Origin of the sequence: Deinococcus gobiensis I-0, from assembly GCF_000252445.1 — a bacterium.
Taxonomy (GTDB): domain Bacteria; phylum Deinococcota; class Deinococci; order Deinococcales; family Deinococcaceae; genus Deinococcus; species Deinococcus gobiensis.
The window spans coordinates 167,506-193,159 of sequence record NC_017791.1; the positions used below are offsets into that span (position 1 = coordinate 167,506).

General features: G+C 64.1%; 22 protein-coding genes and 1 pseudogene. 15 read left to right on the top strand and 8 right to left on the bottom strand.

Annotated elements, in window-relative coordinates; translation table 11 throughout:
• The 3 genes and pseudogenes from DGO_RS17830 to DGO_RS22050 form a co-directional block, all read right to left on the bottom strand.
• The gene (locus DGO_RS17830; RefSeq protein WP_169331049.1) at positions 1-864 is read right to left on the bottom strand and encodes an alpha/beta fold hydrolase; all 864 of its coding nucleotides are present in this window, start codon (positions 862-864) and stop codon (positions 1-3) included.
• A gap of 427 nt (positions 865-1,291) precedes the next feature.
• Positions 1,292-1,753: pseudogene (locus DGO_RS24935) on the bottom strand (transposase); the annotation flags it as partial.
• Between the two features lie 99 nt (positions 1,754-1,852).
• A complete protein-coding gene (locus tag DGO_RS22050; RefSeq protein WP_014686431.1) occupies positions 1,853-3,193 on the bottom strand; it encodes an NF041680 family putative transposase in 1,341 nt (446 codons plus the stop codon).
• Positions 3,194-3,886: 693 nt separating this feature from the next.
• Here DGO_RS22050 and DGO_RS22055 point away from each other — a divergent pair.
• Both DGO_RS22055 and DGO_RS17840 read left to right on the top strand, forming a co-directional pair.
• Positions 3,887-5,266 (top strand): replication initiator protein A, encoded by a 1,380-nt coding sequence (locus DGO_RS22055; protein ID WP_014686582.1) that lies wholly within the window; start codon positions 3,887-3,889, stop codon positions 5,264-5,266.
• Positions 5,267-5,299: 33 nt separating this feature from the next.
• Positions 5,300-6,715 carry a hypothetical protein gene (locus DGO_RS17840; RefSeq protein WP_014686583.1) on the top strand — a complete coding sequence of 472 codons (1,416 nt, stop codon included), beginning with the start codon at positions 5,300-5,302 and terminating at the stop codon, positions 6,713-6,715.
• Here the strand turns inward: DGO_RS17840 and DGO_RS17845 are convergent.
• Positions 6,705-7,130: a C39 family peptidase gene (locus DGO_RS17845; RefSeq protein WP_226991562.1), complete on the bottom strand. Its 426-nt coding sequence runs from the start codon at positions 7,128-7,130 to the stop codon at positions 6,705-6,707. The two genes, DGO_RS17840 and DGO_RS17845, sit on opposite strands and share 11 nt — an antisense overlap.
• Positions 7,131-7,305: 175 nt before the next feature.
• Here DGO_RS17845 and DGO_RS17850 point away from each other — a divergent pair, with 175 nt between their 5' ends.
• Positions 7,306-7,848, top strand: coding sequence for a hypothetical protein (locus tag DGO_RS17850; protein ID WP_014686585.1), 543 nt, complete (start codon positions 7,306-7,308; stop codon positions 7,846-7,848).
• Positions 7,849-7,887: 39 nt separating this feature from the next.
• On the opposite strand, the gene DGO_RS17855 is transcribed toward DGO_RS17850, so the two are convergent.
• Together DGO_RS17855 and DGO_RS23485 are read right to left on the bottom strand one after the other, a co-directional pair.
• Positions 7,888-10,614, bottom strand: a complete 2,727-nt coding sequence (locus DGO_RS17855) for a tetratricopeptide repeat protein (protein ID WP_014686586.1) — start codon at positions 10,612-10,614, stop codon at positions 7,888-7,890.
• Positions 10,615-10,880: 266 nt separating this feature from the next.
• Positions 10,881-11,405, bottom strand: a complete 525-nt coding sequence (locus DGO_RS23485) for a hypothetical protein (RefSeq protein ID WP_145975495.1) — start codon at positions 11,403-11,405, stop codon at positions 10,881-10,883.
• 490 nt (positions 11,406-11,895) lie between these two features.
• On the opposite strand from DGO_RS23485, the gene DGO_RS17870 reads away from it, so the two are divergent.
• From DGO_RS17870 to DGO_RS22065, 12 genes are all read left to right on the top strand, one after another.
• Complete coding sequence (locus DGO_RS17870) at positions 11,896-12,984, top strand: hypothetical protein (RefSeq protein ID WP_145975496.1); 1,089 nt, start codon at positions 11,896-11,898, stop codon at positions 12,982-12,984.
• Positions 12,984-13,829, top strand: a complete 846-nt coding sequence (locus DGO_RS17875) for a hypothetical protein (protein ID WP_043804617.1) — start codon at positions 12,984-12,986, stop codon at positions 13,827-13,829. Before DGO_RS17870 ends, DGO_RS17875 begins: the two co-directional genes overlap by 1 nt.
• Positions 13,822-14,298, top strand: a complete 477-nt coding sequence (locus tag DGO_RS17880; protein ID WP_014686591.1) for a hypothetical protein — start codon at positions 13,822-13,824, stop codon at positions 14,296-14,298. The genes DGO_RS17875 and DGO_RS17880 overlap by 8 nt, the downstream gene beginning before the upstream one ends.
• A complete protein-coding gene (locus DGO_RS17885; protein WP_014686592.1) occupies positions 14,282-15,478 on the top strand; it encodes a bifunctional DNA primase/polymerase in 1,197 nt (398 codons plus the stop codon). The genes DGO_RS17880 and DGO_RS17885 overlap by 17 nt, the downstream gene beginning before the upstream one ends.
• A gap of 254 nt (positions 15,479-15,732) precedes the next feature.
• Positions 15,733-15,900 carry a hypothetical protein gene (locus DGO_RS23920; protein ID WP_014686593.1) on the top strand — a complete coding sequence of 56 codons (168 nt, stop codon included), beginning with the start codon at positions 15,733-15,735 and terminating at the stop codon, positions 15,898-15,900.
• Between the two features lie 175 nt (positions 15,901-16,075).
• Positions 16,076-16,948 (top strand): single-stranded DNA-binding protein, encoded by an 873-nt coding sequence (locus tag DGO_RS17890; RefSeq protein ID WP_014686594.1) that lies wholly within the window; start codon positions 16,076-16,078, stop codon positions 16,946-16,948.
• Between the two features lie 247 nt (positions 16,949-17,195).
• The gene (locus tag DGO_RS17895) at positions 17,196-17,660 is read left to right on the top strand and encodes a hypothetical protein (RefSeq protein WP_145975497.1); all 465 of its coding nucleotides are present in this window, start codon (positions 17,196-17,198) and stop codon (positions 17,658-17,660) included.
• Between the two features lie 99 nt (positions 17,661-17,759).
• Positions 17,760-19,892, top strand: a complete 2,133-nt coding sequence (locus DGO_RS17900) for a hypothetical protein (RefSeq protein WP_014686596.1) — start codon at positions 17,760-17,762, stop codon at positions 19,890-19,892.
• 79 nt (positions 19,893-19,971) lie between these two features.
• Entirely contained in the window at positions 19,972-21,639 is a 1,668-nt protein-coding gene (locus DGO_RS21355) for a GreA/GreB family elongation factor (protein WP_014686597.1), read from the top strand.
• A 203-nt stretch (positions 21,640-21,842) separates the two neighbouring features.
• Positions 21,843-22,514: a hypothetical protein gene (locus tag DGO_RS17910; RefSeq protein WP_014686598.1), complete on the top strand. Its 672-nt coding sequence runs from the start codon at positions 21,843-21,845 to the stop codon at positions 22,512-22,514.
• Positions 22,511-23,461 carry a hypothetical protein gene (locus tag DGO_RS17915; RefSeq protein ID WP_014686599.1) on the top strand — a complete coding sequence of 317 codons (951 nt, stop codon included), beginning with the start codon at positions 22,511-22,513 and terminating at the stop codon, positions 23,459-23,461. The genes DGO_RS17910 and DGO_RS17915 overlap by 4 nt, the downstream gene beginning before the upstream one ends.
• 4 nt (positions 23,462-23,465) lie before the next feature.
• A complete protein-coding gene (locus DGO_RS22065) occupies positions 23,466-24,035 on the top strand; it encodes a hypothetical protein (RefSeq protein ID WP_014686600.1) in 570 nt (189 codons plus the stop codon).
• Here the strand turns inward: DGO_RS22065 and DGO_RS17920 are convergent.
• Together DGO_RS17920 and DGO_RS17925 are read right to left on the bottom strand one after the other, a co-directional pair.
• Positions 23,987-24,541, bottom strand: a complete 555-nt coding sequence (locus DGO_RS17920; protein ID WP_014686601.1) for a hypothetical protein — start codon at positions 24,539-24,541, stop codon at positions 23,987-23,989. The genes DGO_RS22065 and DGO_RS17920 overlap by 49 nt on opposite strands.
• A complete protein-coding gene (locus tag DGO_RS17925) occupies positions 24,538-25,152 on the bottom strand; it encodes a hypothetical protein (protein ID WP_014686602.1) in 615 nt (204 codons plus the stop codon). Before DGO_RS17925 ends, DGO_RS17920 begins: the two co-directional genes overlap by 4 nt.
• Positions 25,153-25,654 lie beyond the last annotated feature (502 nt).

Below are 25,654 nucleotides of genomic sequence, written 5' to 3' on the forward strand. Positions count from 1 at the left end.
TTATACCTTCGTTCTGTCCTTAACCTCTAAGTTGCCAGAATCGGCGGTGGTGTTCAGAATCAACTGCAACGTCTGTGTGGGCATGTCCCAGTGCGGAAAGTGGCCGCTGTGGTCGAACCAGTGCAGCCGGGCGTCGGGAAAGAGCGCCTGGGCCCTCGCAGCCTGCGCCGGCACGCACACCCGATCCCAGCGGCCCCAGCCGATCACCAGCGGATGCGCCAGCTGACCCCGGGGCATGCCCTGCTGCGCCTCGCCGTACGCCAGGTTCCGCAGCAGTTCATCGGTGGACGGTGACGCCGCGAAACTCCGCATCTCGGTCAGGGTGAGTTCCGGACTCAGGGCCCATGGATGCGAGGAGAACTGGGCGAACAGGACGCTGCGGGTGACGGGCGACGCTGTCAGGGCGGGCATGGCCGGCTGGAGCGCCCGGATCAGTGTGATGGACGCCGCCACCGTGTTGTAAAAGAAGCTCCGTTCCCAGCCCTGCCAGAACCCGCCGGGATCAAGCGACACTACCGCGCCCAGGACGCCCCCACGCCGCACGAGTTCCAGCACCAGCCGGGCACCCATCGAGGTGCCCACGGCATCGATGCCCAGAAGATCCTCGCGCGTCAGAAAATCGGTTACCGCGTCAGCGAGCGTGGCGATGGTCACGTCCCCGGGCAACGGGGGCGTGTGACCGAAGCCGGGCAGGTCAATGGCAATCACCTCACGCTGCGCTTCCAGTCCGGGCAGGATTGGGGCCCAGGTCTGCCAGGAACTGCCCAGCCCGTGGATGAGCAGCAGCGGCTTGCCCCGGCCGCGCCGGAGATGATGGATCGAGGCAGCGGGGCGTGCCGGAGTGGCGGGAGGGGGGACAGTCACTCCTGTACTGTCAAGGCGTGCCGTGTGACGGAACGCCCGATCACGCCAAGACGTCTTGAGTCTCCTACCGGCGAGGGTTGGACGGCACTGAACTGCCTTCAGTGGGGAACATGAAACCGATGAAGCACTCGGCAGGTCAGACACAGGTCGCTCATTTCACATTCAAGTGGGGTGCAGGTGCCGCTGGCTGAGCTGTGCCGTGGTTCGGTGCGGGAGGGCGTCCAGAGCGAACCTGCAGCACGCTCGTCCCGGTCACCATCCAGGGGGGGTATCCAGGCTGTCCGATGGGCAGGCCCTTTTACAGGGAGGGAACCCCGGCATCCGCAGAGGAATCAAACATGATAGAGCTTGATCGGACGTCGTTGGGGCCGACCCCGCCGTCCGTTGCGCACCCCACGAACCGCATCGACGGTCGCTTCCAGTGGCTTCGAGTCATGGACATTTGCGCCAGACAGGCTGATCGCCAGGGGGAGACCCGGACCGTCAATGAGAAGGTGCAGCTTGCTGCCAGCCTTGCCCCGGTCGGTGGGGTTGGGTCCGGTGTGCGATCCACCACGGGGTGCGGGAATGCTGATGGAGTCCAGCGCAGAATGGGATCAGTCCAGGCACCCATGATGCTGCGCATCGTTAAGCAGGATGCGCCACAGGCACATCCACACGCTCCCACGTTACCCCTCCAGAAAGCGACGCTCGCAGGTTCGTCCACTCCCCAGGCCCAAGGCCACCGGTCACTGACGCCAAGGCAGACCCCATCGCAGGAGAGAGAGGATGCCCGCGAGGTCTGGCGGTTGGCCTGTCATTGGCGACCCCCTCTGGGCCGCGCAGGTGACGCAGGAAATACGGGCGCAATCAGAGTCCAGAGTTCGTTCGGCACCAGTTGCTCGACCATGCCTGGACCCTACCCCTCCCCGTTCTGTCCTCAGCCTCTAAGCTCGTGATTTAAGCCGACCGCGCTTGTCGCGGTCGCCTGTTGTGGGGTCGAAGGCCGTCAGGCGGTCTTTTTCAGAGCCGGGAAGCGAGGCGCTCGGCCTGAACACTTCCCTTTGGGTCGTCCTGGTGAACGGCCTGACGGTTTTGGCGCGCAAGCTGGACTTCCCAGGGGTACCAACAGCTGGATAAAACCTTGCCGGACTCGACTCGGCGTCAAGCGACCACGTTCCTGTGGTCGCTGCCATGGAAGACGGGCATCGGTCACCACCGGCTGAGCCAGGCGCAACTGGGTGAAGGCCAGCAGCACCAACAGCGTCCAGCGGTCCGCCTGCTCCGGATGACGCAGACGTGGTGTTTCCCAGTTCAGCGTCTGTTTGCAGAAGCGAAACGTATGTTCCAGATCGAACCGACGCGTGTAAGCACGCCACAGCATCGCCAGATCCGGCACGCCTGGTCCCCGCCACCAGAGCCAGAAGGCCTGCGGTTGACGCGTTTCCCGGGGCAACTTCGCCACCTCCAACAACAACACGGTCCCGCTGTACGTCGGTTTGAAGTGACGCGATCCTGGCCGCGTGTCCTGAGTGGTCTTGACGTGCAGCCCCGTCCAGGCACGCACATGGACCGTCCCGTACTGCTCCGTGGTTTCCAGATGCTCCAGATGGGGTGCCGGCCAAGTGGTCTGGTCCGCGCATAGAAACTTAGCTCCATGAATGCGTGGGCGACCTCCCTGGGAACCCGGACGCGTCGTAGCATCGAAGAAGAACCGTCGATTGCGCCGGACACGGACTAGGACGCTGACAGAGTCAGCGTCCTTGAGCTTCGCCAGGCGGACAGGATCGTACCCGCCATCGAAGACGAAGAGCGGCGATGCGCCTCCTGCGGGAAGCAAATTCATAACGTGTTGAACCTGTTCGTCGGCTATCTCGTGTACTGTCCGGCCGGGAGCGACTCGACGCACATCGAGAGGTGCAGTCCAGCTGCTGCTGACGGGTCCGAGTTGGGCAACCCAGGAGTAAGACCAGCCCGCGACGACAGGTTTCCCGGCACTGTGACGACTCGGATGGTAGAAGTAGCCCCGCTGTGGACTGGTCTCGGCATCGTTTCGGACCCAGGTCGAGGTATCGATGGCAAAGACGAGTGGATAGTCGTCATTCAGGGTGGTGCCGACCAGTGCTCGAACACGCTCGGCACCGAGCGTGCCCTGAGTCAATGCTGCGTACAGGCTGCCATGACCACGCTCGAAGGGTCCTTGAAGACTGAGGTGCGCGAAGCTGGGCACCAGTCCCGCAACGGTGATGGCGTCAAAGAGGTTGAACAACGCATCTGAACGATGGTCGAAGCAGTGGTAAACGCCATTCCGAAAGGCCTGCAGGTGGTCAAGCGGAGCTGAGGCGTTCATGCTCGATGGTACAGAACGCCGCCTACAGCGAGAGGGCAAACAGTTAAATCACGAGCTAAGCATCGTGGCCCCCCGCTTCCCCCCTATGGAGAATGTCTGGAAGCGGACGCAAACAGTACTGAAGCACTGCAGACACGCCGGAAGCATATTAAGGCCCCAGTTCAGGCTCTGCTTCACTCCCCAGAGGTGTCACCCTGTTGGAACTTTGTTCTTTTCGCACTCTGGACCCGTTGGAACTTTGTCCTCTTTGACCTCTCCCCCGTTGGAACTTTGTCCCATTCGATCCCTGGCATCGTTGGAACTTTGTTCTTTTCGCACTCTGGACCCGTTGGAACTTTGTCCTCTTTGACCTCTCCCCCGTTGGAACTTTGTCCCATTCGACCCCTGGCATCGTTGGAACTTTGTTCTTTTCGCACTCTGGACCCGTTGGAACTTTGTCCTCTTTGACCTCTCCCCCGTTGGAACTTTGTCCCATTCGATCCCTGGCATCGTTGGAACTTTGTCCTTTTTGACGGTCCCTCCGTTGGAACTTTGTCCTATTTAATCGGGAAATGCCGTCTAGGACGCATAGCGCCCACCTCTCTGATGATGCATCATTTCTTTTATTCCTTAAATAATTTGATGCACTCACTCAAACTCTCCTCGGAGTCACCCCAAGTACACCCAAGGTGAGGGTATGGCTACACTGAAGACATGGCTCAGGAACAGAGCATGATTACCAGATACGGCGTTGAGGAGCGGAACCTCTCTCGGCTCAACCCCATCCTGGGCCTCAACAGGGTCAATAGTGAGATGACCGGTTGGCATAAAATCGTTGATCTAGCCGAGCTGGGAACTGTGGAGCTCATTTGTGATGCCGGTACAGGTGTAGTTCCTCATGGCATAGACGCTGATGTGATGTTCGCGTTGATTACAGCCTATGAATTACAGGGCAGACCAATAGATAACACAGTCAGACTAACGCTTTCTGAACTATGTGATTATGCGGGGTTGACCCCCGGTGGCATTACTTATAAAAATATACACAGTAGTTTAGATAGGCTTTACGGTGTTAAATATAAGGCTGAGAGTTGTTGGGTAAATTTAAATAAATCAAAGAAAAAGTGGGAAACTCTAGTTTTTCATCTTATAGATCAATATTCGGCCAAAGACGAAACAGAAGGAGAGGCTAAGCTATTTACTACTACTACAACTCTAGAAGTTAGTATTGGTAGATCTCTGGCAAATAGTATAAACTCAGGTTTTTCTAGAAAAATTGATCTTGATTTTTACAAGCTTCTGAGACAACCCCTAGCCAGACTGCTTTATCGTAATTTGGAAGAGGTCAAGTCGGAAAACCGAGCGCAGACCTTCTTGGTTCCTATTATGTCTTGGGGCGAACATCTAGGACTGCGAGAAGTTGATCCTGACTCGCCAAAAAAGAATATTCCAAAAACAAGGACTCTTGAAGCTAAACTCATACGTAGAGCGTTAGAGCCTGCTCATAACGATTTGATAAATAGAAGATATTTAAAAGATGTAACTTATATAGGTAGAGGTAGTAAGCAAAGTATATTATACACATTTTCACTCGAAGAAGAAGTTAGCAAGCCTGTAGATCTGGAGTTGGTTGGTATATTAACTTCGCGCGGAGTTTCATTAGGACGCGCTCAGGAACTAGTTCGCACTACGCCAACTACAACAATTATGCAAAGCGCCAAACTCTTTGATCAAAGAATTGCTGAAGGCTTCAGGCCCAGAAATCGTGGTGGAGTCATGGCTGATCTTCTGACTCATCCTGAGAAGTACCAGAAAGTTGAGGAGATTCCGGCAGCGGTCATCGCCCGCCCCCTCACACGGGCGCAAGAGGTCGTTGAAAGCCTTGCGGAACCCGCCCAGCCGCCACGTTCCAAACAGCAGGTCGAAGCTGTGCTCTCTAACGTTTTGGAGCAAACGACAGCGGACCGCGAACTTCGGGAGCGTCTCATCGCTCAGTTTGTCGAGGGCCGGCACAGCATCATGGATTTCATCACCCTCGCCCGGCTCTCCGATACGGAAGCGCGGGCCAAGGCGGCTGAACTGCTCTCCCTCTGAAGACGTCACCCCAAGCGCACCTAAGGTCCAGTCATGAAACGTCCTACCGCCGGCTACGCGATGGTCATCGCCCTGATCCTCGTGGCCGCCCTCGCCGTCACCGCCGCGAGCATCGTCCAGACCACCGCACGCAACACCCGTACCGCCGCGACCTACACCCGTGGCGCTGTCCTCGGCGTCCAGCAACGCAACGTCTTGAGCTACAGCTCCAGGCTCCTCGAGGCGAACGCCTCCCGACTGACGCAAAGCCTCCCCGCACCCAGCGCTGGCGTACGCGCCCTCCAGGATGCCCTGCAAACCGCCACGGCCAGCTGGTGCACCCGTGACCCGGACGGCCAGGGCCAGAACCGGATACGGGTGTACTTCCGGATGGACGCGGCTGCCTGCGGGCAGGCCCTCCCCAGTGGCGTCGCCCTGCCCGACCCCAAGTTGGAAACCGCCGGCGACCTCACCCGCGCTTCCCTCCCCTTCGTCATCGTCGCGCCTTCAGGTGGTCGGACCGCCATCCAGGCTGGCAGCCTGCTGGCCCAGTACGGCGCAGCCCCCGCGAGCACCTACTCGCTCCTGGTCCCCAACGATCTGAATCTGACGTCTCACCTTCGCCTAAACGGGACCTCCCAGGTCGACGGCATTCTCCGGGTCCAGACGCCCGCCACGCTGAGCGGCACGATCGGCACGAGCAACTGTAATGCGATCACGACGACCTGCGCGGGTACCCGCTCGCTGACCGTGAACGGGGCGGCCGTGCCGGTCATGTCCCTGGCCCCCAGCGCGGGCCGCCCTGCGGGCGTCGGGGGGAGTGTCGTCATCGGTACGCCGAGCGAGAGTGCCGACCTCTCCCCGCTCCCTGCCCCCCAGGTGGGCCTGGTGACGTCGGAGCTGACCTTGAGCGTGCAGGAAGGTGGCGAACAGGTCATGAAAGGCTGCTTCGCCATCTTCTGCACGACCTACTACGTCAAGAATGGGAACCTGTACCGCGGCTCCCTGGACTCCGCGCCGATCTTCACCGGGTGGGACGGCCTCCTGGCGGTGAATGCTGCGGGGGGGGACCTGACCATCCAGGGTGCCGATCCGAACGCTTCGAGCGTCGGCATCCCCCTGGGGATCGTGACGGCCTCGAACGTGGTCATCAAGGGTGACCTGACCTACGAGCAGACGAACTGTATCGACGGCCTGTGCAACTCGGCGGGAACGAGTCAGTTCCTGAGCGTGCAGGCGCCCAGCGTGCGGGTGACGACCGAAACCCGCCAGGTGCACGGCACGTTCATCACGCCGAACTTCATCAGCAATGCTCCGTTGACGCTCTTCGGGACGATCATCGGGATGCCTCAAGGGAGCGATGTGCTGAACATCCAGCCGGACACGCGGGCGCAGGATGGCCTGCGCGCCCCTGGGACGCCCCTCCTGGCCTCGCGGTGGCGTCAGCCCAGTATTACCCTCACCCCGTAGCTTGCTGGGCGCGTACGCGCCAACTGGGCGGATACAGGAGGGCGAACTGCTCCCGGTGATCCGCCCAGACGCGTGTGAAGTCGCTGTAACTCATCTGCACGTCGCCCAGGAGGGGGTCCATCAGGTACACCTGCTGCCGAACGTCGTCGTAGCCCACGACGACGCGCCAGTGAGGGATGACGGTCCCCGCGCGTGGGATGTGGGATTGCCGGGCGATGAGGGGCAGGCCGAGGCGGATGACCGTGCGGACAGTGTCGAGGGAGCCGCCCGCGTACAATCGGGCCTCCATGCCGACTTTGGGCGCGAAATCCACGATGGCCTGGGCGGTCATGTACGAGCGCTCGGTGGGGCGGGTGAGTCGGCTGACGTCCGCGAGAGCGACGTGCAGGCCGAAGTCGCCGAGGACCTGGGTGATGCTGGCTGGGCCGCAGGCGTTGTAGGTCTACCGGACGAGGGGCATCCCGGAGAGGACGTAGCCGGCGGGTGCGGGGACGGCAGCATGCGCAGGGTTGATTCCTGCTAACGCGGGGGTAACGATGATGGAAGAAAATAATTTCATGGACGCACTGTGCAGGCACTTGGGGTGACGTATGCCAAGTAAATTCGAACTCAACACCTACCTGAATCCTCGGGAAATTCCCGCAGGACGTCGGCGAATCATGCTGCCGGACGCGGCCCGGACCATCGAAGCGGTCGAAGAGATCCCAGACTGGTACTGGCTCAAGAACGACCGCATTCTGTGCCGCACGGACCTGGGCTTACGAAACGACCTGTGGCTGGTCACGTACTTCACCTGTGAGGAGCGGCCGGACGGCACGATGATCGACACGGTGTACTCGCTGCAGGAGGACCACAGCCAGTGGTACGTGATCGCGCGGGCGGCCACGGTCGACCTCGCCGTCGCGCAACACGCGACCCTGCGGCACGCCTGGTGGGCGGGGCACGTCGAGCTGCGGAACCTCCATGAGCGTCTCGGCATCACGCTTCCTGCCCCAGGGATGGAGAGCCTGCCCGAATTCCCGGTCAGACCCCCGAACATGGACGAACGGTCGTGGAAGTTCTTCAAGGAGCGCAAGCAGCGGGCAGAGACAGCGCCCTGGCCTCTCTCCACCCGGCGCCCAGACGACAAATGAAATCGGGCAACACCTGTTGCCCGAGAGAACCTACCCCACTCATAGCGTGAGATAGGGCGCGAGTTCTGGATCCACCTGAAGCAGCTGGGCCCAGGCGACGCGCGCGTCCACGGGATGGGTCGTGGCCCAGATGCCGATGCGCCGCGAGAGTACCTCGCGCGCATGAGTCCGCATCTCCAGCAGGAATGTGCCCCGGCGTTCGCCTGTATCCTCCACCGGCCGGCTCAGCATGCCTTTCCCCGCATGACCGTAGACCGGACTGCGGTACATCAGGCTGAGTTGATCGAGAGCGGCAGTCTCCAGTTCGAAGACATCCAGGGTCACGTCCCACTGCGCGAGGCTGAGGGTCCCGCGCGAGCCGGTCACGGTGTCGACGCAACCCGTCGCGGTGTCGAGCGCCTGACGGACGCGGTGGTACTGCATGCGGAGGGTGGAACTCCCAGGTCGGCTCCCCAGGCCATAGGCGTCCTCATCGCTCAGCGAGAGGCGGCCACTGCGCCAGGCGAGGGCCAGCAAGGTCACCAGCGTGGCTGGGGTGCTGTTGACGGCGTGGCCATTGGCGAAGACGTACGGCACGTCCCGCAGGGCCATGATCTCCAGCTTGTAGATCGGTTCGCCCAGACCGGGCGGAAGCGTGACCTGAAGGCGCTCGGCATAGGACAGGATGACGCCTGGGCCCACCCGGTTGCGCAGGTCGACCAGCTCGTACTCACGCGCGGGATTGCGCAGATCGGTCTTGTAGGCCAGGACCGCGAGGACCGCGCGGACCTCCGCGGGGCTGTCGTGGGTTTCGCCGACCTGGGGCATCTTCTTGCGCAGGTGGAGGAACGCCAGTTCCAGTTGTTGCATGGCCCGCATCATGGTGGCATCGGAGCCGTGCCGGGCACGGATCTGCTGGAAGCGGAAGTCGCCCTGCGCGCCGCCGATGAGGGCCGCGATGATGAGCAGGTAGATGCTGGCTTCCTTGTTGGCCGTGGTGTTGGACATCTGCTGGGCGAGGATCTGGGCGCGCTGGGCATAGGCGTTGACGCGGTCGAGCTTGCCGGACCGGAGGGCGAGCCGGGCTTGTGCCAACGTGACATGCAGGGCGGGCTCGGGCTCCTGGGGAATGAGGTGCTCGGCATGAAGGAACAGGGCCTCGGCGGTGGGCTGCTGGCCGTCGTCGGCGTAGTAGGCCGCGAGGAGGGTGAGGGCAACGACCTGATCGGGGCCTGGGGAGAGCGAGAGGGTCTGCTCCTTGGCGTGGAGGGCCGCGACGCGGGCGAGGTGGCGCTGTCCGCGCGCGCAGAGGCTCAGGACACGGGCAATGTGGGCGAGGGCGATACTGCCTGCGCTCTGGACCTGCAGCTGAGCGTCCAGGCTCGCCTCATGGATGACGCGGTCGGCGTCGTACTGGGCATCTTCCTTGAGGAAGGTGCGGCCGGCCTCGCGGGCACGGAGGGCGAGGGCGAGGGCCAGCTGGGAGCGCAAGCGGATGAGGTCTGCGGGGAGGACGGTCAGGCTGAGGGCCTCGCGGAGGTGGCGTGCGGCTTCAGGGATATTTCCTGTGCGCAGGCGGAATTGACCGAGGGTGGCGTGTGCGTCCGCGAGGGCGGTGCCGTGGCGCAGGACTTCACCGGCGAGGTTGAGCGCCTCGATGATTTCGCCGGCATCGAACAGGGCCCGGGCGTAGGGCAGCATGAGGGGGCTGCCCAGGGTCTCCTCGGCCATCAGGTGGCGCAGCTGGGGGAGCGCTGCGCGAATCTGCTCGGCGTTCTGCATGTAGGGGATGACATTCTCGAGCAGGTCCTTGGCCTTTGAGCTGTTCCCGGCGGCGATATAGGCATCGACAGCCTGGAGAGGCTGATGATGCGCTTTCAGGACGCCGGCGAGATCCTGCTGTGCGCGGGCGTATTCGGTGGGTCGTTCGCGGAGTTGCTCGTAGAGGACGTCCTGCACGATGGGGTGTGGGGCGTAGGCACCTGTGCCGACTCGGGTCATGGGGATGCCGTACGTGCGGGCTTCGGTGAGCCAGTTGTCGCCGAGTTGGAGGGCGGTGTTGGCGGGATCGTGGGTGCGCCAGGTGGAGAGCAGGGAGGCCCGGCGGAGGCGTGCGACGAAGGCTTCCGGCAGGACTTGAAGCAGCTCGCGGGCGACGGCCTCGGGTTCTTCGCCGAGCGCGAGGAGGGCGGCGGCCGCGGGCCAACCGGCGACGTGCTGGATCTGTTCTGGCGTCAGACCCATGGCTTCCATTTCCTGCTGGGTGAGGGCGAGGTCATCGTCCTTGAGCCGGAGGAGGCCAAATTTGCTTCGGAGCGAGAGGGCGGGGAATTGCTCCTCATCGGTCATGGCGAGGACGAAGCGGACCTGGGGGGGCGAGGAGACGATGACGTTGTCGCGCAGGAAGCGTCGGCCTTCGACGGTGAGGCGTTCGATCTCGTCGATCAGGAAGGTGAGTTTTGGGTAGGCCTGGAGGTCATGGCGGAGGGCCTGGGCGGCGCTGGCGGCGGTGAGGTGAGGGCGGAGCAGCTCGTAGGCCATTTGAGGCCTGGAAGCGGGCTGTTGTTGGGGTGCAGGGGGGAGCGCGCGGTGGAGGAGGAGGACAAGGCTCAGGGGGTCAGGGTCGGCATCGCTGAGGCGGACGAAAGCGGTCTGGATGTGGTCTTGGGCGTCGTAGAGGAGGCTGGTTTTGCCGTAGCCGTGGGCGGCGGTGAGGGTGATGAGGCGGGCGGGATGGGTGTGGAGTTGGGCGATGAGGGTGGGGCGGGCGGCGTGCATGGTTGTCATTCAGGAAGCTCCACGCTGGAGATGATGTGTCTTAGCTCATAAAGGTTAACTCGGCCTTAATGGTTAGCATTTGTCATAGATTTACTGTCTTTTTTTCGTGTTCCGCATCACGTTCTACGTCAACTTCCTTGTGACAAGTGAGTAAAGTATTAGAAAAACTTGTGACAAAGTCGAAAAAGCAACATAATCAGAAATAGATCATAATTTTAATAAAAGTCTATAAAATTTCGTCCTAGAGGGCAAACGATCTCTCTCATAAATTTCTCTCATTTGTCACAATTGGGGAAGTTGTCACCGTATGACCGTGTGCATAAGGTGTACACATGACCGCAGGTGTCCTTGACCTCCTCCAGCAACGGCAATGTTGCCTGACCAGCAAGCAATTGCTGGCGGAGTTGCGTCAGCGCCTGCCTTTCGGGATGGCGCGCCTGCGTAAGGAACTGAATGCCCTCCTCGATGCGGGCCAGATCATGCGCGTCGCCCGGGATTACTACGTCGCGACACCCCACATCGAAACCGCCCGCCGGAAGCATCTCCAGGACCTTCAACGTGCGCTGGCTGATCGTCCGCAACGGTCCTGCATGGCGCGCGTCCTGCTCGCGGCATTGGAATGGAACGCCCTGCTGCTGACCTGGGTGTGTGAAGGAGCGGAAGGCCTGGTCAAGGTCACCCGGTTCCGTCGTCGCGCCACGCTCTCCCTGCCCGAGGCAGTCACGACGCCCGCTCTGGAACACAACGAGGCGACGGCCCTTCAGGCACGTCTTCTCGAGTTGTTGGAGAAGGGGAAGCACCCGCTCACGACCCTCCCCTCCCTAAAGACAGGATTGGGCGTGTCTACCGACGCGATCAAAGCTGCAGCGAGTGTCCTGGAAGCTCAAGGGCTCGTGATCATCAAACAGGGCACGATCCCGATGATCGGTGTGGCGGCTCGCCACGCTCAGCAGAATCAGGATTACACCAGCCAGTATGGAAAACGGTTGGCGGGGGCGCCGGCCGTGGTGCAACCGACCTTGCTGCAAGGTGGCAGTGTCTCCGTCACCCCCGAGCCTGCGCCTGTGGTCGAGCCCGCACCTGTGGAAGCTCCCCCTGTGCCCGCTCCGGTCCGTCTGCCCCGTGTGGTGCCCCGTCCGGCGCGTCTGCCGCGTCGCCGTCCGACCCCGGCCCAGGTACCCGCGCGCCCGGCTGTGCAGGTCCGGCGTCCTGTGCGTGCCCCGCTCGCTCGTCTTGTCTCTCCTCGGCAGTGGCCGCCGCCTGAGCGGCCCTGTCTTGAGGTGACATCCTATGAGCGAACCGAGCACCGTTCCGACCCTTTCACCTTTACCCAGTCCCGTGCCGGTCGCCGCGCCCACGCCCGTGCTGCCCGTCGCCCCTCCAGTCCCCCGCGCGCTTCGGCCATTGCCCGAGCAGCACCGCACCGCGAATCCGCTCGAGGCGCGCCGCGACGTGACGCCGACCGAGGCCCCCAGTGGTCCGTCGACACCGGCCGCCCCCAGCCCGAGTCAGGGCCCCGCATTACCGCAACAGGCCAGCGCGACTGCACCCAAGCGGGACCGCAACCGGTACCGCGTGACCGAGGACATCTACATCGTCCGCTTCGCGGGCGAGGTCACACTCCTGCATACCCGGGGGTACGGCAACGATCAGATGTCGGTCGGGCATTACCACACCATCCCGGCGGGTGACACGTGGGCTCAGAACGCCCTGAGTGAGGCGGCACGCATGAGCCGCATCGGTGCGGCCATCCGCATCCACACCACCGAGCGCGACGTGACCGATCTCCTGCGCGATGTGCGCCGCGTGGACAGCAAAAATCCCCAGGCCCAAGACCTGCGTACGGAACTGCGCCGCCAGGACAAGGAACTGATTCCTGCTCGCCCGGACCGCGAACCCCTGATCTGGCGCGAATTCATCAGCATGATCGGGAGTGGCAAGACCCCTCACATCAGCCCCCTGGTGACCTACCTGGTCAATACCTCGGCGTTGACCGACTTCGAGCACGTGTACTGCGGCGTGGTCATGATCGGCCGAGGCCAGATCCTGGTCCACACCGCCAAGACGAAAGGGGACGATCTGGTCGAGGCCGAGTTGGACATGATGTCCTGGGTTCTGGAGGCTGTGGGGGGCGGGGGCCGGGTCGACGTGCATCATTCGCAGGACGGTGCGCGACGGATCTGGGAGCAGGCGGACGTCCTCGCGCAGGAGAAGGGTGATGATGCCCTCGGGCATTCGGGCAGTCGTCTGCGGACGCTCGTGCGGGAGGCTGGCCGGCTGCGCACGCACATTCAGCCTGCCCGGCGGCCCGTCCCGGAATACGACCGATTCGCACGTCTCGCGGTCGCCTCGGCCTACGCTGGGGACCACCTGCTGTGATGACCCTGACGGCCCTCCGTGCGAGCGGCGTGGTGGACGCGGCTGTCCTCGACCGGGTCGAGCAGGCCTCCGGTCAAGGGGGCAGCCTGATCAACCATCTGAGCCAGCAGCTCGGGCGACAGACCGAGGTGGTCTGGGCCGCCCTGACGGAGCACGTGGGCCGTTCCTGCTTCCCGACCCCCGCCAGTGTGGGCCCCGTCAACACCCGCCTGCTCTCCGTGCAGGATGCGACGGAGTACCTGCTCCTCCCACGCGTCGTGCAATTTCAGACGGTCCGTCTGCTGACCCCTGATCCCTTCACCCGCCTGGAGGATGTGCAGGCACTCGCCCCGCAACTGGTGAGGTGGGTGCCTGGAACACAGGTCATCCTGAAGCTGGATGTCGCGCCGCCAGCGGCGTGGCGGGAACTGTTCTCCCTGTGCTACCCCCAGGCCCACGCCCAGGCGCGCGATCCGGAAGACCTGGTGGCCTTGACAGCCCTTCTTCCCCGTCGTCTCCAAGCGACCCACAAGCCCACCGTGGAAGAGCGGGTGGATGCCATGGCGACCTTTCACCGCCTCCCCTACATCGATCCTGCTGTCACCCCACTCAAGCCGGCCGACTACACCCATCTGCCCCTGGAGCCATTCCTCACGAAGCGGCTGCATCCGCACCATACGAACGAGCGCGGCCAACTGGTCGTCCTGGGCACCGCCCGCACATCAGAGGAACTGGAACTCCTCCAGGCCAAGTTGCACCAGCTGAGTGAGGTGCTGCACCAGCCCATGACACTGGCCCTCTGCAGTACCCGCCGCCTGACGCCTCTCCTCACCCCTCTTGTCCCGAAGGATGCTCCTCATGTCTGAAACCCTGACCCTCGCCGAAATCCGCTCCCGTCTCGTGCCCGAACTGCACGGCACCCTCCTGAACATGCTGCGAGATGCAGATGCCAGGTCCATCATCGATGGGTTCTGGACCGATGAGGAAGGCGGTGGGAAGGGGTACACGATGATGGCCTCCCCGGAGCATCAACGCTGGGCTCAGGAGGCCGAAGCCAAGCTCAAGGCGTGCTTTGCGATGAAAGCGACGGACACGATTCCGCTGCCTGCCGCGCTCATCGACAAGACGCTGCTGGAGGCGCTGCTGGTCAAACGCCGGGCCCATAGGGAAAAGCAGAGTCAACCCAAGACCCCTGCGACCCCAGATACGCCGAAAACGAACAGCAAGGGGAAGAAGGGTGGCGCGGCAGCCGCGGGAGCGGAAGCGCCGAACACGGCGTCTTCAGGGGACCCGGATCAGCACACCACGCCCGGCGGACATGACGCTGTTGCTTGAGGAGGCCCTGGATTACCTGGGATGGGGCTGGAGCATCCTCCCCATCCACGCGGGGAACGAGCACGATAAGAACCCACATTCGTCCCTCCTGATCCGCACGGGATACTTCCGCCGCGACGAGGAAGACAGGGTTCGAGCCACCTGGAAACCCCTCCAACTTCAGGCCCCGACCGTCGATCAGGTCACGCACTGGTTCCAGAGCAGCGGCGCGCAGGTGGGCGTCGCGCTTGTGACCGGTCAGATCAGCGGCCGAATCGTCATTGACTTTGATGGCGAAGAGGGGCGAGCGTTCGCGCACGAGCTGGATGTGCGGCCGCACGTGCGCACTGGGGGCGGGTACCACTGGCATCTCCAGGCGCCGCCCTGGCCGACGCGCAATCTGGTCGGGAAGCAGCATCCACACGCACCGGATTGTGTGGATGTGCGGGGAGACGGGGGCAACGCAGTGTTGCCCCCGACGTCTACCCGTAAGGGCCCCTACCTCTGGCTGCGCGATCCCCGTGATCCTGATCCCATTGAGGCTGTCCCCGAAGACCTCCGTGAGGCCTTGGGGTTGGTCCGGCCTGCGATGCCCTCCATGCCTACGGGGAGCTACACGGGGCCTCTCCCCCAGGGGTCGAAGCGTTTTCCATCTCAGCGCATCCTGGACTGGGCGCTTGGGAAGGTCAACGCGGGTGGCGGCGGCCGCAACGATGTGGGCAACCAGCTGGCGTGGGCGCTCTACAACAACGGGTACGACGACGAGGAGGTCGCGCGGGTGGGGCACGCCTACGTGCAACTGGTGGGGCACCTGCACCTGCCGGCGTATACCTGGGCAGAATTCCAGGCCTCCCAGCGCAGTGCCAAGGCGGCTGACCGAGGTGAACCCTGGGGTCAGCCGGCCGCACCAGGCAGCACGGGCGAGAAGAGGGCTCAGAGTCCTGCGCAGGCGCTCGAGGGGGTCTTCTCGACCCTGACCCCAGAGGACCAGGCGCGTGGGGCCTTCCTCCTCGCCTACGCCTGGGCCAGCGAGCGCCGACCCTTGCCGGACACCGTGAAGTACCTGCGCCTGATCGGGCATGCGGGGGCCGCGCAGACCGCTCGTCAGGCCTACGAGGCGGCAGAACGCGGGCACGCCCAGACGGGCACGCTGGAGGGCTTCCTGGCGGCCCGGCAGGTGCGTCTCGGGCGGGGGGCTTGACGTGGAGGGGGGTGACGTGACCAGAATGCCCACAGTAGTACCCCTCTGGTCTTCGGACCCTTTGAAAGTCGCTTCGGCGCTTTCCCTTTTGAGAGTCGCTTCGGCCCTCTCCCCCGTCACAAAACCTGACCTCAACCCGCTTAGGGGACACCATCGAGTGTATGAGGTCAGGTTTTGTCTTTTTTCGCCCGGAGGTCTCGTCAGAGGCCTCCAGGCCCCCGACGTGATCTCCCTTTCTCTCTCTGGAGGGTCAAATGGTCATCACCGAGCATACGGGCGGGTTTCTCACCGGTTCATCCGTGCAGGACAACCTCACCCGACTCCGGCAGCAGGGCATCACCGGCATTGGCGGGTCCGTCCACCGACACCGACTGCACCTGTTCCCCGACTTCCAACGTCGGTTCGAGTCCTCGACCAAGTAAATCCTGTGGGTTGCGCTGAGCAGCCCCGGCATCGCCGAAAGCGTGCCGGGGCCCCCCCAGCGCGCACTCCGCTTCGTAGATCGTCCAGCGTCCTTCCGCCTCTCACAGTCGGAGGCTCACGCCACGACACGAAGTCCACCCCCCGGGTGGCAAGGAGTACACCATAGCACGAGGCATGAACCACGTTTTCCTGATCGGCGCTCTCGCTCGCGACCCCGAACTCCGCTACACCCCCAGCGGCACGGCGGTTTTCGAAGCCACGGTCGCCGGAGAAGACCACATCGTCGGTAACGACGGACGCGAGCGCAAGCTTCCCTGGTACCACCGGGTCAGCATTCTCGGGAAGCCCGCCGAATGGCAGGCCGAACGCAACCTGAAGGGCGGCGACGCTGTGATGGTGGAAGGCAACCTGGAATACAGCCAGTGGGAAGCGCCCGAAGGCGGTAAACGCAGCATGGTGCGGGTCAAGGCCATGCGCATGGAGCAGCTCGGCTACACGCCCGAACTCGTGCAGGATGCGGGTGGCGGTGTGCGCATGAGCGGCGGCATGAACGAAGTGGTGCTCGTCGGGAACGTCACGCGCGATCCCGAACTCCGCTACACCCCTGCCGGCGACGCGGTCCTCGCTCTCGGCCTCGCCGTGAACGAGACGTGGAACGACCGTCAGGGCCAGAAGCAGGAGAAGACCCACTGGATCGACGTCACTCTGTGGCGCGACCTCGCTGAGCGCATGAAGGAACTGAAGAAGGGCGACCCCGTCCTTGTTCAGGGCCGACTCGTCAACGAGGCGTGGACGGACCGTGACGGCAACAAGCGGAACACCACCAAGCTCGAAGGGGCTCGTGTGGAACCGCTCGCTCGTGGCACTGGTACGGCCGCCCCCGCTCGCCAGAGTCGTGAACCCGTCGCTGCTGGTGCCCCCGCCTCGCGTGGTCACACGGCTGCGCCCCCTTCCGTCGCTCGCCCCGCCCCGCCTCGTTCGGGAGGGCTCGACATCGATCAGGGCCTGGACAACTTCCCGCCCGAGGAAGAAGACCTGCCCTTTTGAGTTTCAGCACGCCAGCGTGCACCCGTTGACTGCTGGACGCGCCTCACATTGACCTCGTGTCTGTGACGTGTTTTGCAGCCGCATCTTGCGGAGGCGTCCCTGATTGACTTCATGTCTCAGGGATTTCCTTTTTGGGTGCCCCGTTGATGTTCACCCCTTGTCCCAGGAGACCAGTTTCGTGCTGGTCCCTCCTGGGACACGCACTGGACTGGTCTTCTCTTTCGCGCTCAGCGCCCTGGAGAACACCATGTTTATCCTCACCCGCGAACACCTGCTGTACTTCGTCCTCGTCGCCCTGCTCGGGACCCTCGTGCTCAAGCTGGATCTGTCGCCAGCGTTCGCCCTCGCGGCGTTGCTGGCCACGATTGCCTCTGGGGCGTTGCTCCTGGCGCATGTATCGGACAAGCACCAACAGCGCTTCAACGAGTTGATGGACACGCGTTTCCTCACGCCCACACTCATGCAGTTGCGGGTGGACGACACCCGCGTCCGCTTGGACCGTGCGGATCTGGAGCGGGTCCTCACCTGGGTGACGCAGTACGAAGCCCGGTGGTGGTGGCCGTTCGTCATCCCGATCTCGACCGATGGTCGTATCCGGGTCACGTTGATCATGCAGGGCGAGCAGTGCAGTCTGCGCTTCTCGTCGAACGGTTGGGCCCAGGGCATCCTGTGCTCGACCAAGGACCTCCGGCAGCTTGCTTCCGCCGACTAGACCGTCTTTCTTACCCCTTTCGCCCGCCGACTTTCTGCTGTCGGTGGCCCGAAAGGGACATGGACGAGCGAAGCGGCGGGGCCCCTCCGGAGGAACGTCATGACACAGCACACCCCCAAGCAGGAACACTGGATTCTCCAGCGGCAGTTGCTTCTCGCCGCTGTGCAGTCGGTGCAGGCCACCGACATCTTCACGGAACTGCTTCGGCAGGTCCAGAACGGCTACGTGCGCCTCACGGACGCGGAAACCCTCAGGCTGATGAAGGCGTGCTGGACCGGTTCGCCGGAATCCATCGCCTTCGCGCAGGACATGTTGCTGCGCAATGCGCTGCCCATCCTGTTGCAGATGGCGTACGAGTACAGCACCCGCTTCGGCGGACTGCACGAGGCCTTCGACGGTGCCCTGCACCGCGTCAAGCTACTCCTCCCGTCGGCGCAGGAGACCGAGAAGGGCGTTCGGCACCTCGGCTGGAACGGTGAGCAAGGGGGTATCCGCTGGCTCACCTGGGTCGAGAAGAAGCTTCGCGCCGAACTCCCCTCCCAGGCGGAACGCTTCGTCGATGACAAGAAGGAGTCGGCCACCTCCGGCTGGATCGCGGCCGGTCGTAACCAACTCTTCGAAACCATCGGGAACCATGCTGCGCTCTACGTCGACGGCTTGTGGAGCCTGGAGAACTTCCAGATCCGCAAGACCCGTCCGACCAAGAGCCTGCCCGCCGGGCGGCGCAACCTCGTGGTCAAGCGTGGAGCCACCCGCCTGACCCGCAAGGCGCTGGGGCGCTCGACGAGTGCCCTCACGGCCAATCTCATGGGAAAGGCTCCCCTCGCCCTCGGCGAGAAGGCGCTGACCCCTCAGCCGCACACCTCCTGGTGGGCCGCCATGGACACCCTCCGGGGTGATCAGGCCCGTTGGGAATGGCTGATGGACGATGCTCACCACCTCCTTTCGCACCTGCCGGTGACGCCGGAGTGGGTGGCGGCCGCCATCCGCGCCAAGGGCCACGAGCTGCTGCGTCAACCGCGGCTGGCCGAGCGGACCCTCCGGGAAGCTCAGCGCCGGACGCAGGTGACTGCTGCCTGGGTGAACCGCAACTCGAAGACCACCAAGCTCGACGCCCTGGTCGGTGACGATCAGGACGAGCGCCTCATGGACATCATCGCGGCGCCGGAAGCCGCGCGTGAATTCCGTTTCGAAGCGGAGTTGCACCGTTCGGACAAGCGCCGGGCGTTCAATACGCTCCGGCGGTACGGCCCGGTGCACGGCCCGGTGCTGCTCGCCCTGGACGTCCGCTCCATCCTCCCGACGCATCGGCGGCGGTTGTCGGAGCGGCGGGTCCGGGAGGCCTTCACGGCCTTCTGCGAGCGGTCGGGGATTCCGACGCACGGGACGCAGGCCATTGCCGCAGCGCGCGTCGCTGCCCAGATGGCCGGCCTCGCGCCGAAGGCCTCCTCCAGCGACGTGCGCATGGCCCTCATGGGCGTGCAGGACGCGCTGCGGGGCCGCAAGCCGGTCAAAGGCCGCGTGTCTGTGCTGGGGAGTGCCCTCTCGGGTGCCCTGGCCGGAACGCGCCTCCAGGTCGTGAGCCACTCCGATCAGGAGATCGCCACGGCCTTGCGCCGGCAGTTCCCGAAGCTGAAGTTCGGCTTTTCGCTGGCCGCCGCGTTCGTCTTCGGACGGAAGCTGGACCGGCAGGGGAAAGCGGACCGCGTGTTCGTCGAGGCCTGCCGGAAGGCGGGCGTGCGGATCAAGCTCGCGGAGGACGCCCTGAACCTCCTGCACGATGTGCCTGTGACCTCTCGTCAGGGAGAGCGGGTGCGGGTGCAGGGCGCCAAGGGCTATCTCCGCCCCTGGCAGCTGGCCATCGAAGCGGAAGTTCACCGTGTAGAACGGTGGGCCACGCAGACCCGTCAGGCGCTCCCACAGCTGGACGAGGATCTCCTCGACGAGCAGGACCGAGCCGCTTCCGTGGGGGGCGACACCCAGTTCCTGGGAGCGCTGTCGGACGTCGAAGTCCTCCGGGCTTCCCGGCGGCGCACGTCGGAGATCGCCGATCTCCTGGCCGCGCAGTCCGAGCGGCTCGAAGAAGCCGCGCAGACGGTCAACCTCACGTTGGCCCTGAATACCCTCCTGGACGCGGACGCCCTCGAATACGAGGCGCTGTGCGCGGCCAATCATCAGACCTGGTGGGCGCAGGCTTATGTCGCGCTCGATCACGCCGGCTGCCCCTTCTAAGGGCGCGGTCCGCATCCCCACTCTCGCAGTCGGGGATGCGGCCACTGGCCCTCCTCGGCTGCTCCTTTCTGGAGCGACCATGCATACGTTCTATGTGACTGCTGTTCTCCGTCAACCGACCCTCGACCTTCACCCGACCACCCTCCGGGGCCTGAACGGGCTGAAGCGGGCGCTGCGCCAGACCCTCCCCTTCTTCCGGATCTGCACGTCGCAGATCCTCCGGAATGGTCAGGTGTTTCTCGCCGTCCTGGCTCGCCGTCAACCGCCCCGCAAGGGTCTGGCGCAGTGGGTCAAGGCGCAACTGGATGCCCAGGACGACACCTTTGTCGCCTCGTGTGCCGCCAAGCAGAGGGCAGACACGGAGAAGAAAACCCAGCGACGGAAGCAGGGCTTTCAGAAAACCGCGCCTCTCGCAGGTGTGGTGATCGGAAAGGACAAGCACCCGAAGCTCTATAAGGCCTTCTTCGACATGGTGAAGGCTGAAGCGCTCAAGCTCAGGCAGCAGGCGCTCATCCGAACGGGTCTGACCATCGCCGGTGTCAAGAGCAGCGACCCCATTCGGCTGCTCTCCGAGGATCTGATCGACCCGTATACCGTGTTGACCCACGAGGGGAACGACATCGACTTCCGGGCTGAAGACGCTCTTCGTCGTCTGGCGCGTGCACCCATGGAATTGGCGCGCGTGTACCAGGCGGAAGAGGTCAAGTCAAAGCATGAGGAAGCCCAGGAGCGCGCCGCCCTGTTCGCGCACGAGGATTACTCCCTGCTCAGCGATGAGTTGCGCCAGCAGGTGATGGACGAAGAAGGCCTGTTCATTCCATGGGACGCGTCCCTGAAGAATGTGCAGGCACTCGCCGAGAGCATCACGGACCCGCACCTCCAGAGCCGCGTCATGCAGGTCCTGGAACAAGGGAACGAGGTGGACGACCGGGAACGGATCTACCTGAAAGATGGTGCGCCGGCCTTCAAATGCCGCAAATTGAGTCCTTCTGGACCCTATAAGCCGTACACCCCGACCGTCGATGTTCCCCGGGAATCTCATCTCGCGGAGATCGAACTGAGTGATTCTCCCTTCGCTGGCGAATCCTTCCATCCTGATCAGCCGAGCGCGTCCACGACGATTACGACCGCGAGCACGTACCGGATGATCTCGCAGGGGACGTACGACAGCCTCCTGGCACGTCGCGCGCGCCTCCAGCAGGAAGCCGACCGCATCGCCGACCTCATGGGCAACGCTCTGGAGGACGGTGACTTGCGCGAGAGTGCCGCCTATGACGAAGCACGCGGCCTGATGTTTGCCAACCAGCGCGATCTACGCGAACTGGAAGACGAACTCAGTCAGGTGCAGGTCGGCGACGTGGCGGAAACCCTGATCGGTTCCACCTTTGTCCTGAACCTCGCGGGTCAGGAACGACAGGTCAGACTCACGGATGGTCAACCGACCATCGGCGAAGTCAGCACCCAATCCCCGCTCGGGCAAGCGCTTCTCACTGCGCAGCCTGGCCAGCAGATTGAGGTCCAGCAGCACGTCAAGACGTCGGTGCCGACCTCCTTTCCCGAACTCACGCCCGCTGGCCTCCTCCACCGGAAGCGCGAAGTTCCCAAGGGCCTGAACAGCCCTCTGTGCCCTGATACGGTGCAGGACTACACGCTCACCCGCAAACCCGGAAAGCGTGAGCAGATTTCGCTGAAGACCGTCTTCGTCGAAGTCTTGTCCATGTTCTCCGTTCGTCCTGGCCTCGCCTGAGTGCTGGACATCCTCTAACCCTGTTGTTCTGATCCCTGTGTACTGCCTGTGATGGTGGAGTTGACTGTACGTCCTCCGCATCATGTGCAGCCAGCCCTTGCTGGAGGCGCCCCCGATCGACTTTATGTCTCGGGGGTTTCCTTTTTGGCTTGAGCTGACATCTCAGGGCTCGGAGTCACCCCAAGTACACATACGGTTGGGGCATGCGACGAACTGCGTTAGCTATTCTGCCCGCCGCCTTTCTCCTGCTGACTGCCTGTGGGAGTGGGGCCTTCAGCAACCCCTTCGTGCAGCAGATCAACGTCACCCTCAGCCCCTCCACGCTAACTCTGGCCCCCGGTGCCAACAGCCGCGTGCAGGTCACGGGTGTGGCCGAGGGCACGACCACCCAGCTCACGGGCTTGAATATCAAGGCCTCGGACGTGCCCGCCGACCTGACCGTCACCCCCAGCACGGGCGCGGTCACGGTGGCCGCCGCGAGCGGAGCCAAGGAAGGGACGTACAGCATTCCGCTCGACATCACGACGACGGGGGGGAAGGGCCAGGCGGTCCTGGCGGTCACGGTGGCCACTGCGGCGGCCACCCCGGCGACCGTGACGTTCTCCCCTACCGAGGTCGCGCTGAGCCCAGGGCAGACCCTTCGTGTGGCCGCGCTGATTACGCGCTCGGGCGCGACGGTGCAGGGCGCCCGCATCGTGAGCGTCACTGGCGCGCTGGGCGTCAAGCTTGACGCGAATGACCCGCTGGGCTTCGAGGTCAGCGCGACGGGCGCGCAGACCCTAGGCAGCTACGTGCTCCAGGTCACGACCACCGATTCGAGCAACCGGACGCAGGTGTCCAACCTGAGCGTCACTGTGGAGGCGAAAACGCAATGAAGAAGTTTCTCCTGACGGCGGCCCTGCTGGGCCTCTCCCTGGCGAGTGCCCAGAGCCCGGACGCGCCGGCCAACGCGTCGAACCCGTACCTGGGGGGGAACATTACCCGGGAGTACCGGGCCTCGGACCTGAAGAACAGTTACGGCATCCTCGACGTGGCCGTCGGGGAGATCTGGGTGCTCAACCTGCCGGATGACGTGACGGACGTCGTGACGAGCCGGGAGGGCGTGCTCCAGTTCAACCAGCGCGGGCCGCGCGTGGTGGTGGGCGCGCTGGCGTCGAGCGGGTCCTATCCGATGCTGGTGATGACGGCCGACAGCGTGTACTTCTTCCAGGTCCGTCTTTCCGCGAGCCGGGGTGGGGGCGTGCGGAACGTGGTGGTCCGGGGTGACGAGGCGCCGAGCCAGGACCAGGCCATTCCGGGCTTCCCAAGTACGGCTGCGCAGCCGGTGGGGGCGGCCAGCCCGAGCACGACGGTGTCACAGACGATGCGTCCGGCGGCCCTGGTCCCGGCGGCTCAGGCACCGAAGGCGAGTAGCCCGGCGACTGCTGCAGTTCAGGCCACCGCTCCCGCTCCGGCTGTGACGGTGCCCGTGCAGGGCGTGAGCGCCCCGCAGAAGGCGCCCCAGGCGCAGGTGAAGGTGGAGTGGCGGGCGCTGACCAACGGCGCGCAGACCATGCTGTACTACCGGGCGACCAATACGGGGAGCGGTGACGTGCTGCTCGACGAGCAGGCGCTCACCCTCACGGGACCGGAGGGCGCGCTGACACATACGGCGCCGCTGGGGCTCGTGCAACTGAGCGCGAACAAGACGGCGTATGGGCAGGTGGCCTTGGACGTCGCGCCCGCGTCCCTGAATGTGCTGTGGTCGCCGACCAACATCTGGGGAGAGCGCGGCCCCGTCGTCTCGGGCACGGTGACGGTCGAGGCATTGAAGGCGAACTGAGCGCATGACGGAGCCGACACCGCGTCTGGCTGCCCCCCACCGTGAGGTGGGGGGTCTTGCTCTGCTGCTCCAGGAATTGTATGCCGGTGGTGCGCGCCTGCTGATTGAAGTGCAACGGCAGTGGCCTGAAGCACTCACGTGGGTGGAGGATGGCTATCTCCGGGCCGTCTACGGTGCGCTAGGGGCGGTGATCACCCCAGGACCGCGTGGACTGGCCTTTCTGGATTTGCCCCCTCACGCCGGCCTGAGTGCGCAAGGCGCGACCGCTCAAGCGGCGCTGCGCCTGACCGTCTTGGAGATCCTGCGCCGGGGGTACCGGATCGAGTTCGTCTCAGGCCGGTATCTCCGGGTCCTCGATCCACAAGGCAAGGAACACCTCCTGGTCATCCGCGTTGCCCAAGGTCCACCGAAAGCCGCGACCGTCGCCAACTTGATCCGGGCACACCGGAAGACCTTCCAGCGTACCCGTGGGCGTTTGATTCTGGTGGTGCGGCATCCGGAGCTCTACCGCTATCAGATGACCCGTCAACCTCTACTGGAGGTCTGGGGTCTGGAACTGCCCGGGGTCCAGTAATCCACGGTCATGACGCGCGCCTCCGGGTAGAGCGCCTGGAGACGCGAACTGCGCCGGGGGCTGGTCGTGGCCCAGATGATGCCGCCAGGGAAGGCCTCGAAGGCCTTCATTTTCCGCCGAACCACGAGGGCCGCATACCCGGTATCGACCTCGATGGCGGTCTCCTCATTCCAGACGGCGTCAGGGCGGCTCATTGCCCCGCCATGGTCGATGGCCCAGTGTCCAGCCTGTTCAGGAGGCAGTGTATTCGTGAGGTGGTACCGCACCTCGGCCAGGGCCGCGCTATGCGCCAGCGTCGTGGGCTTCCGGAGGCGGGTGGGCTCTGCATAGAACGTGACCGTGACCTCCGGGCGACTCTGGGAGTGCGGGCGAACGGTCAGTGGAAGGCTGGGGAAGCCTGTGCCGTCCAGGCCACGGCGTTGAAGTTGAGCGTCGGTGAGCACCTCGTCCCGTTGGATGGCCTGGCGCATCTGTTGCTGGCGGATGGTCGGTGGTTGGCGCGTCATGATCCACTTCCTGCGGCCATATCCACGCGCAGCTTGACGGTGCTGCCGGCGGCCAGTTCGCCGAGGCGCACGCTGGTGGCTTGCACGTCGGGGAGCACGAAGGCTTTGGCCAGGCCGCCCCCGAGCGCCAACCAGAAATTTTGCGGCCGCTCGCTGGTGGTCACGAGGCCCGTGCTGGTGACAGTGCTGGTCCGTGCGGACTGGGACTGGACGAAGCCCACGACGCTGTTCGCCAGGGTGCTGAGGGCCGCCTGCGCCGCATTTTTCGTCACCGTCCGGACCTTGCCGCCAACGCCAGGGCCCTCCGGGCTTTCCACGTAGGCTGTCACACTCTGGGGGGAACTCGAAGCGTCCTTCAAGACCGTGCTGAACGTCAGGAGAATCCGTTCCCCATCCGGGCTGAGTGCGGCTGTCCCTCGCCAGAGACTGCCGTCCGTAGCGCGCGCCCAGACCGGGTGGGTGGCCCCGGTCGAGACGACCACGCCCGTCTCCAGCGCGGCTTCCAGGACCATGCCTGGCGTATAGGCAGGCATGGTCCTGGGTGTCACGAGCGCCTGCGGAGCGGCCGACTGCGCCGTGTTGGTCTCTGGGGGCGTGGCAGGGGTTGACATAGCCGTTACACCGCTCGAGGAGGTTTGCGCTGAGGTCTGTTGCCCGGTACTGCTGTAAAAGGCTGTGGGGACCGCAGTGGTGCTTCCAGTGCTCTGGCTGCTGCTCATGACAAGCGCTTGAGTAGGCGCTTCCGTCCGGGCCTGCGTGCTGGACGTGCTCACGAGCGCCGCCGCCGGTGCTGCACTTCGGGTGTCCTCGGTCCTCGTCATCTGGAGGGCCGTTCGGGTTGCTGCTGGAGTGGCCGCCGCAGTCTGGACAATGGCCGTCCGCGCCGGGGCAGCGCTGGGCGCGCTACTCACGACCGCTGCCCGCGTTGCTGGGGCCGCTCCCGTTGTGGCGCCTCCTGCCTGACTTCCCCTGCTGACCAGTGCTGTCCGGGCAGGTGCAGCACTGGATGTCGCCCCACCTGCGGTACTCGTGAAGGCAGTCGCCGGGCGAGTGGCCGCTGGAGATGTAGACGTCAAGGTGCTCGGCGTCGGAGCGGGGAGGGAGACGACCGGA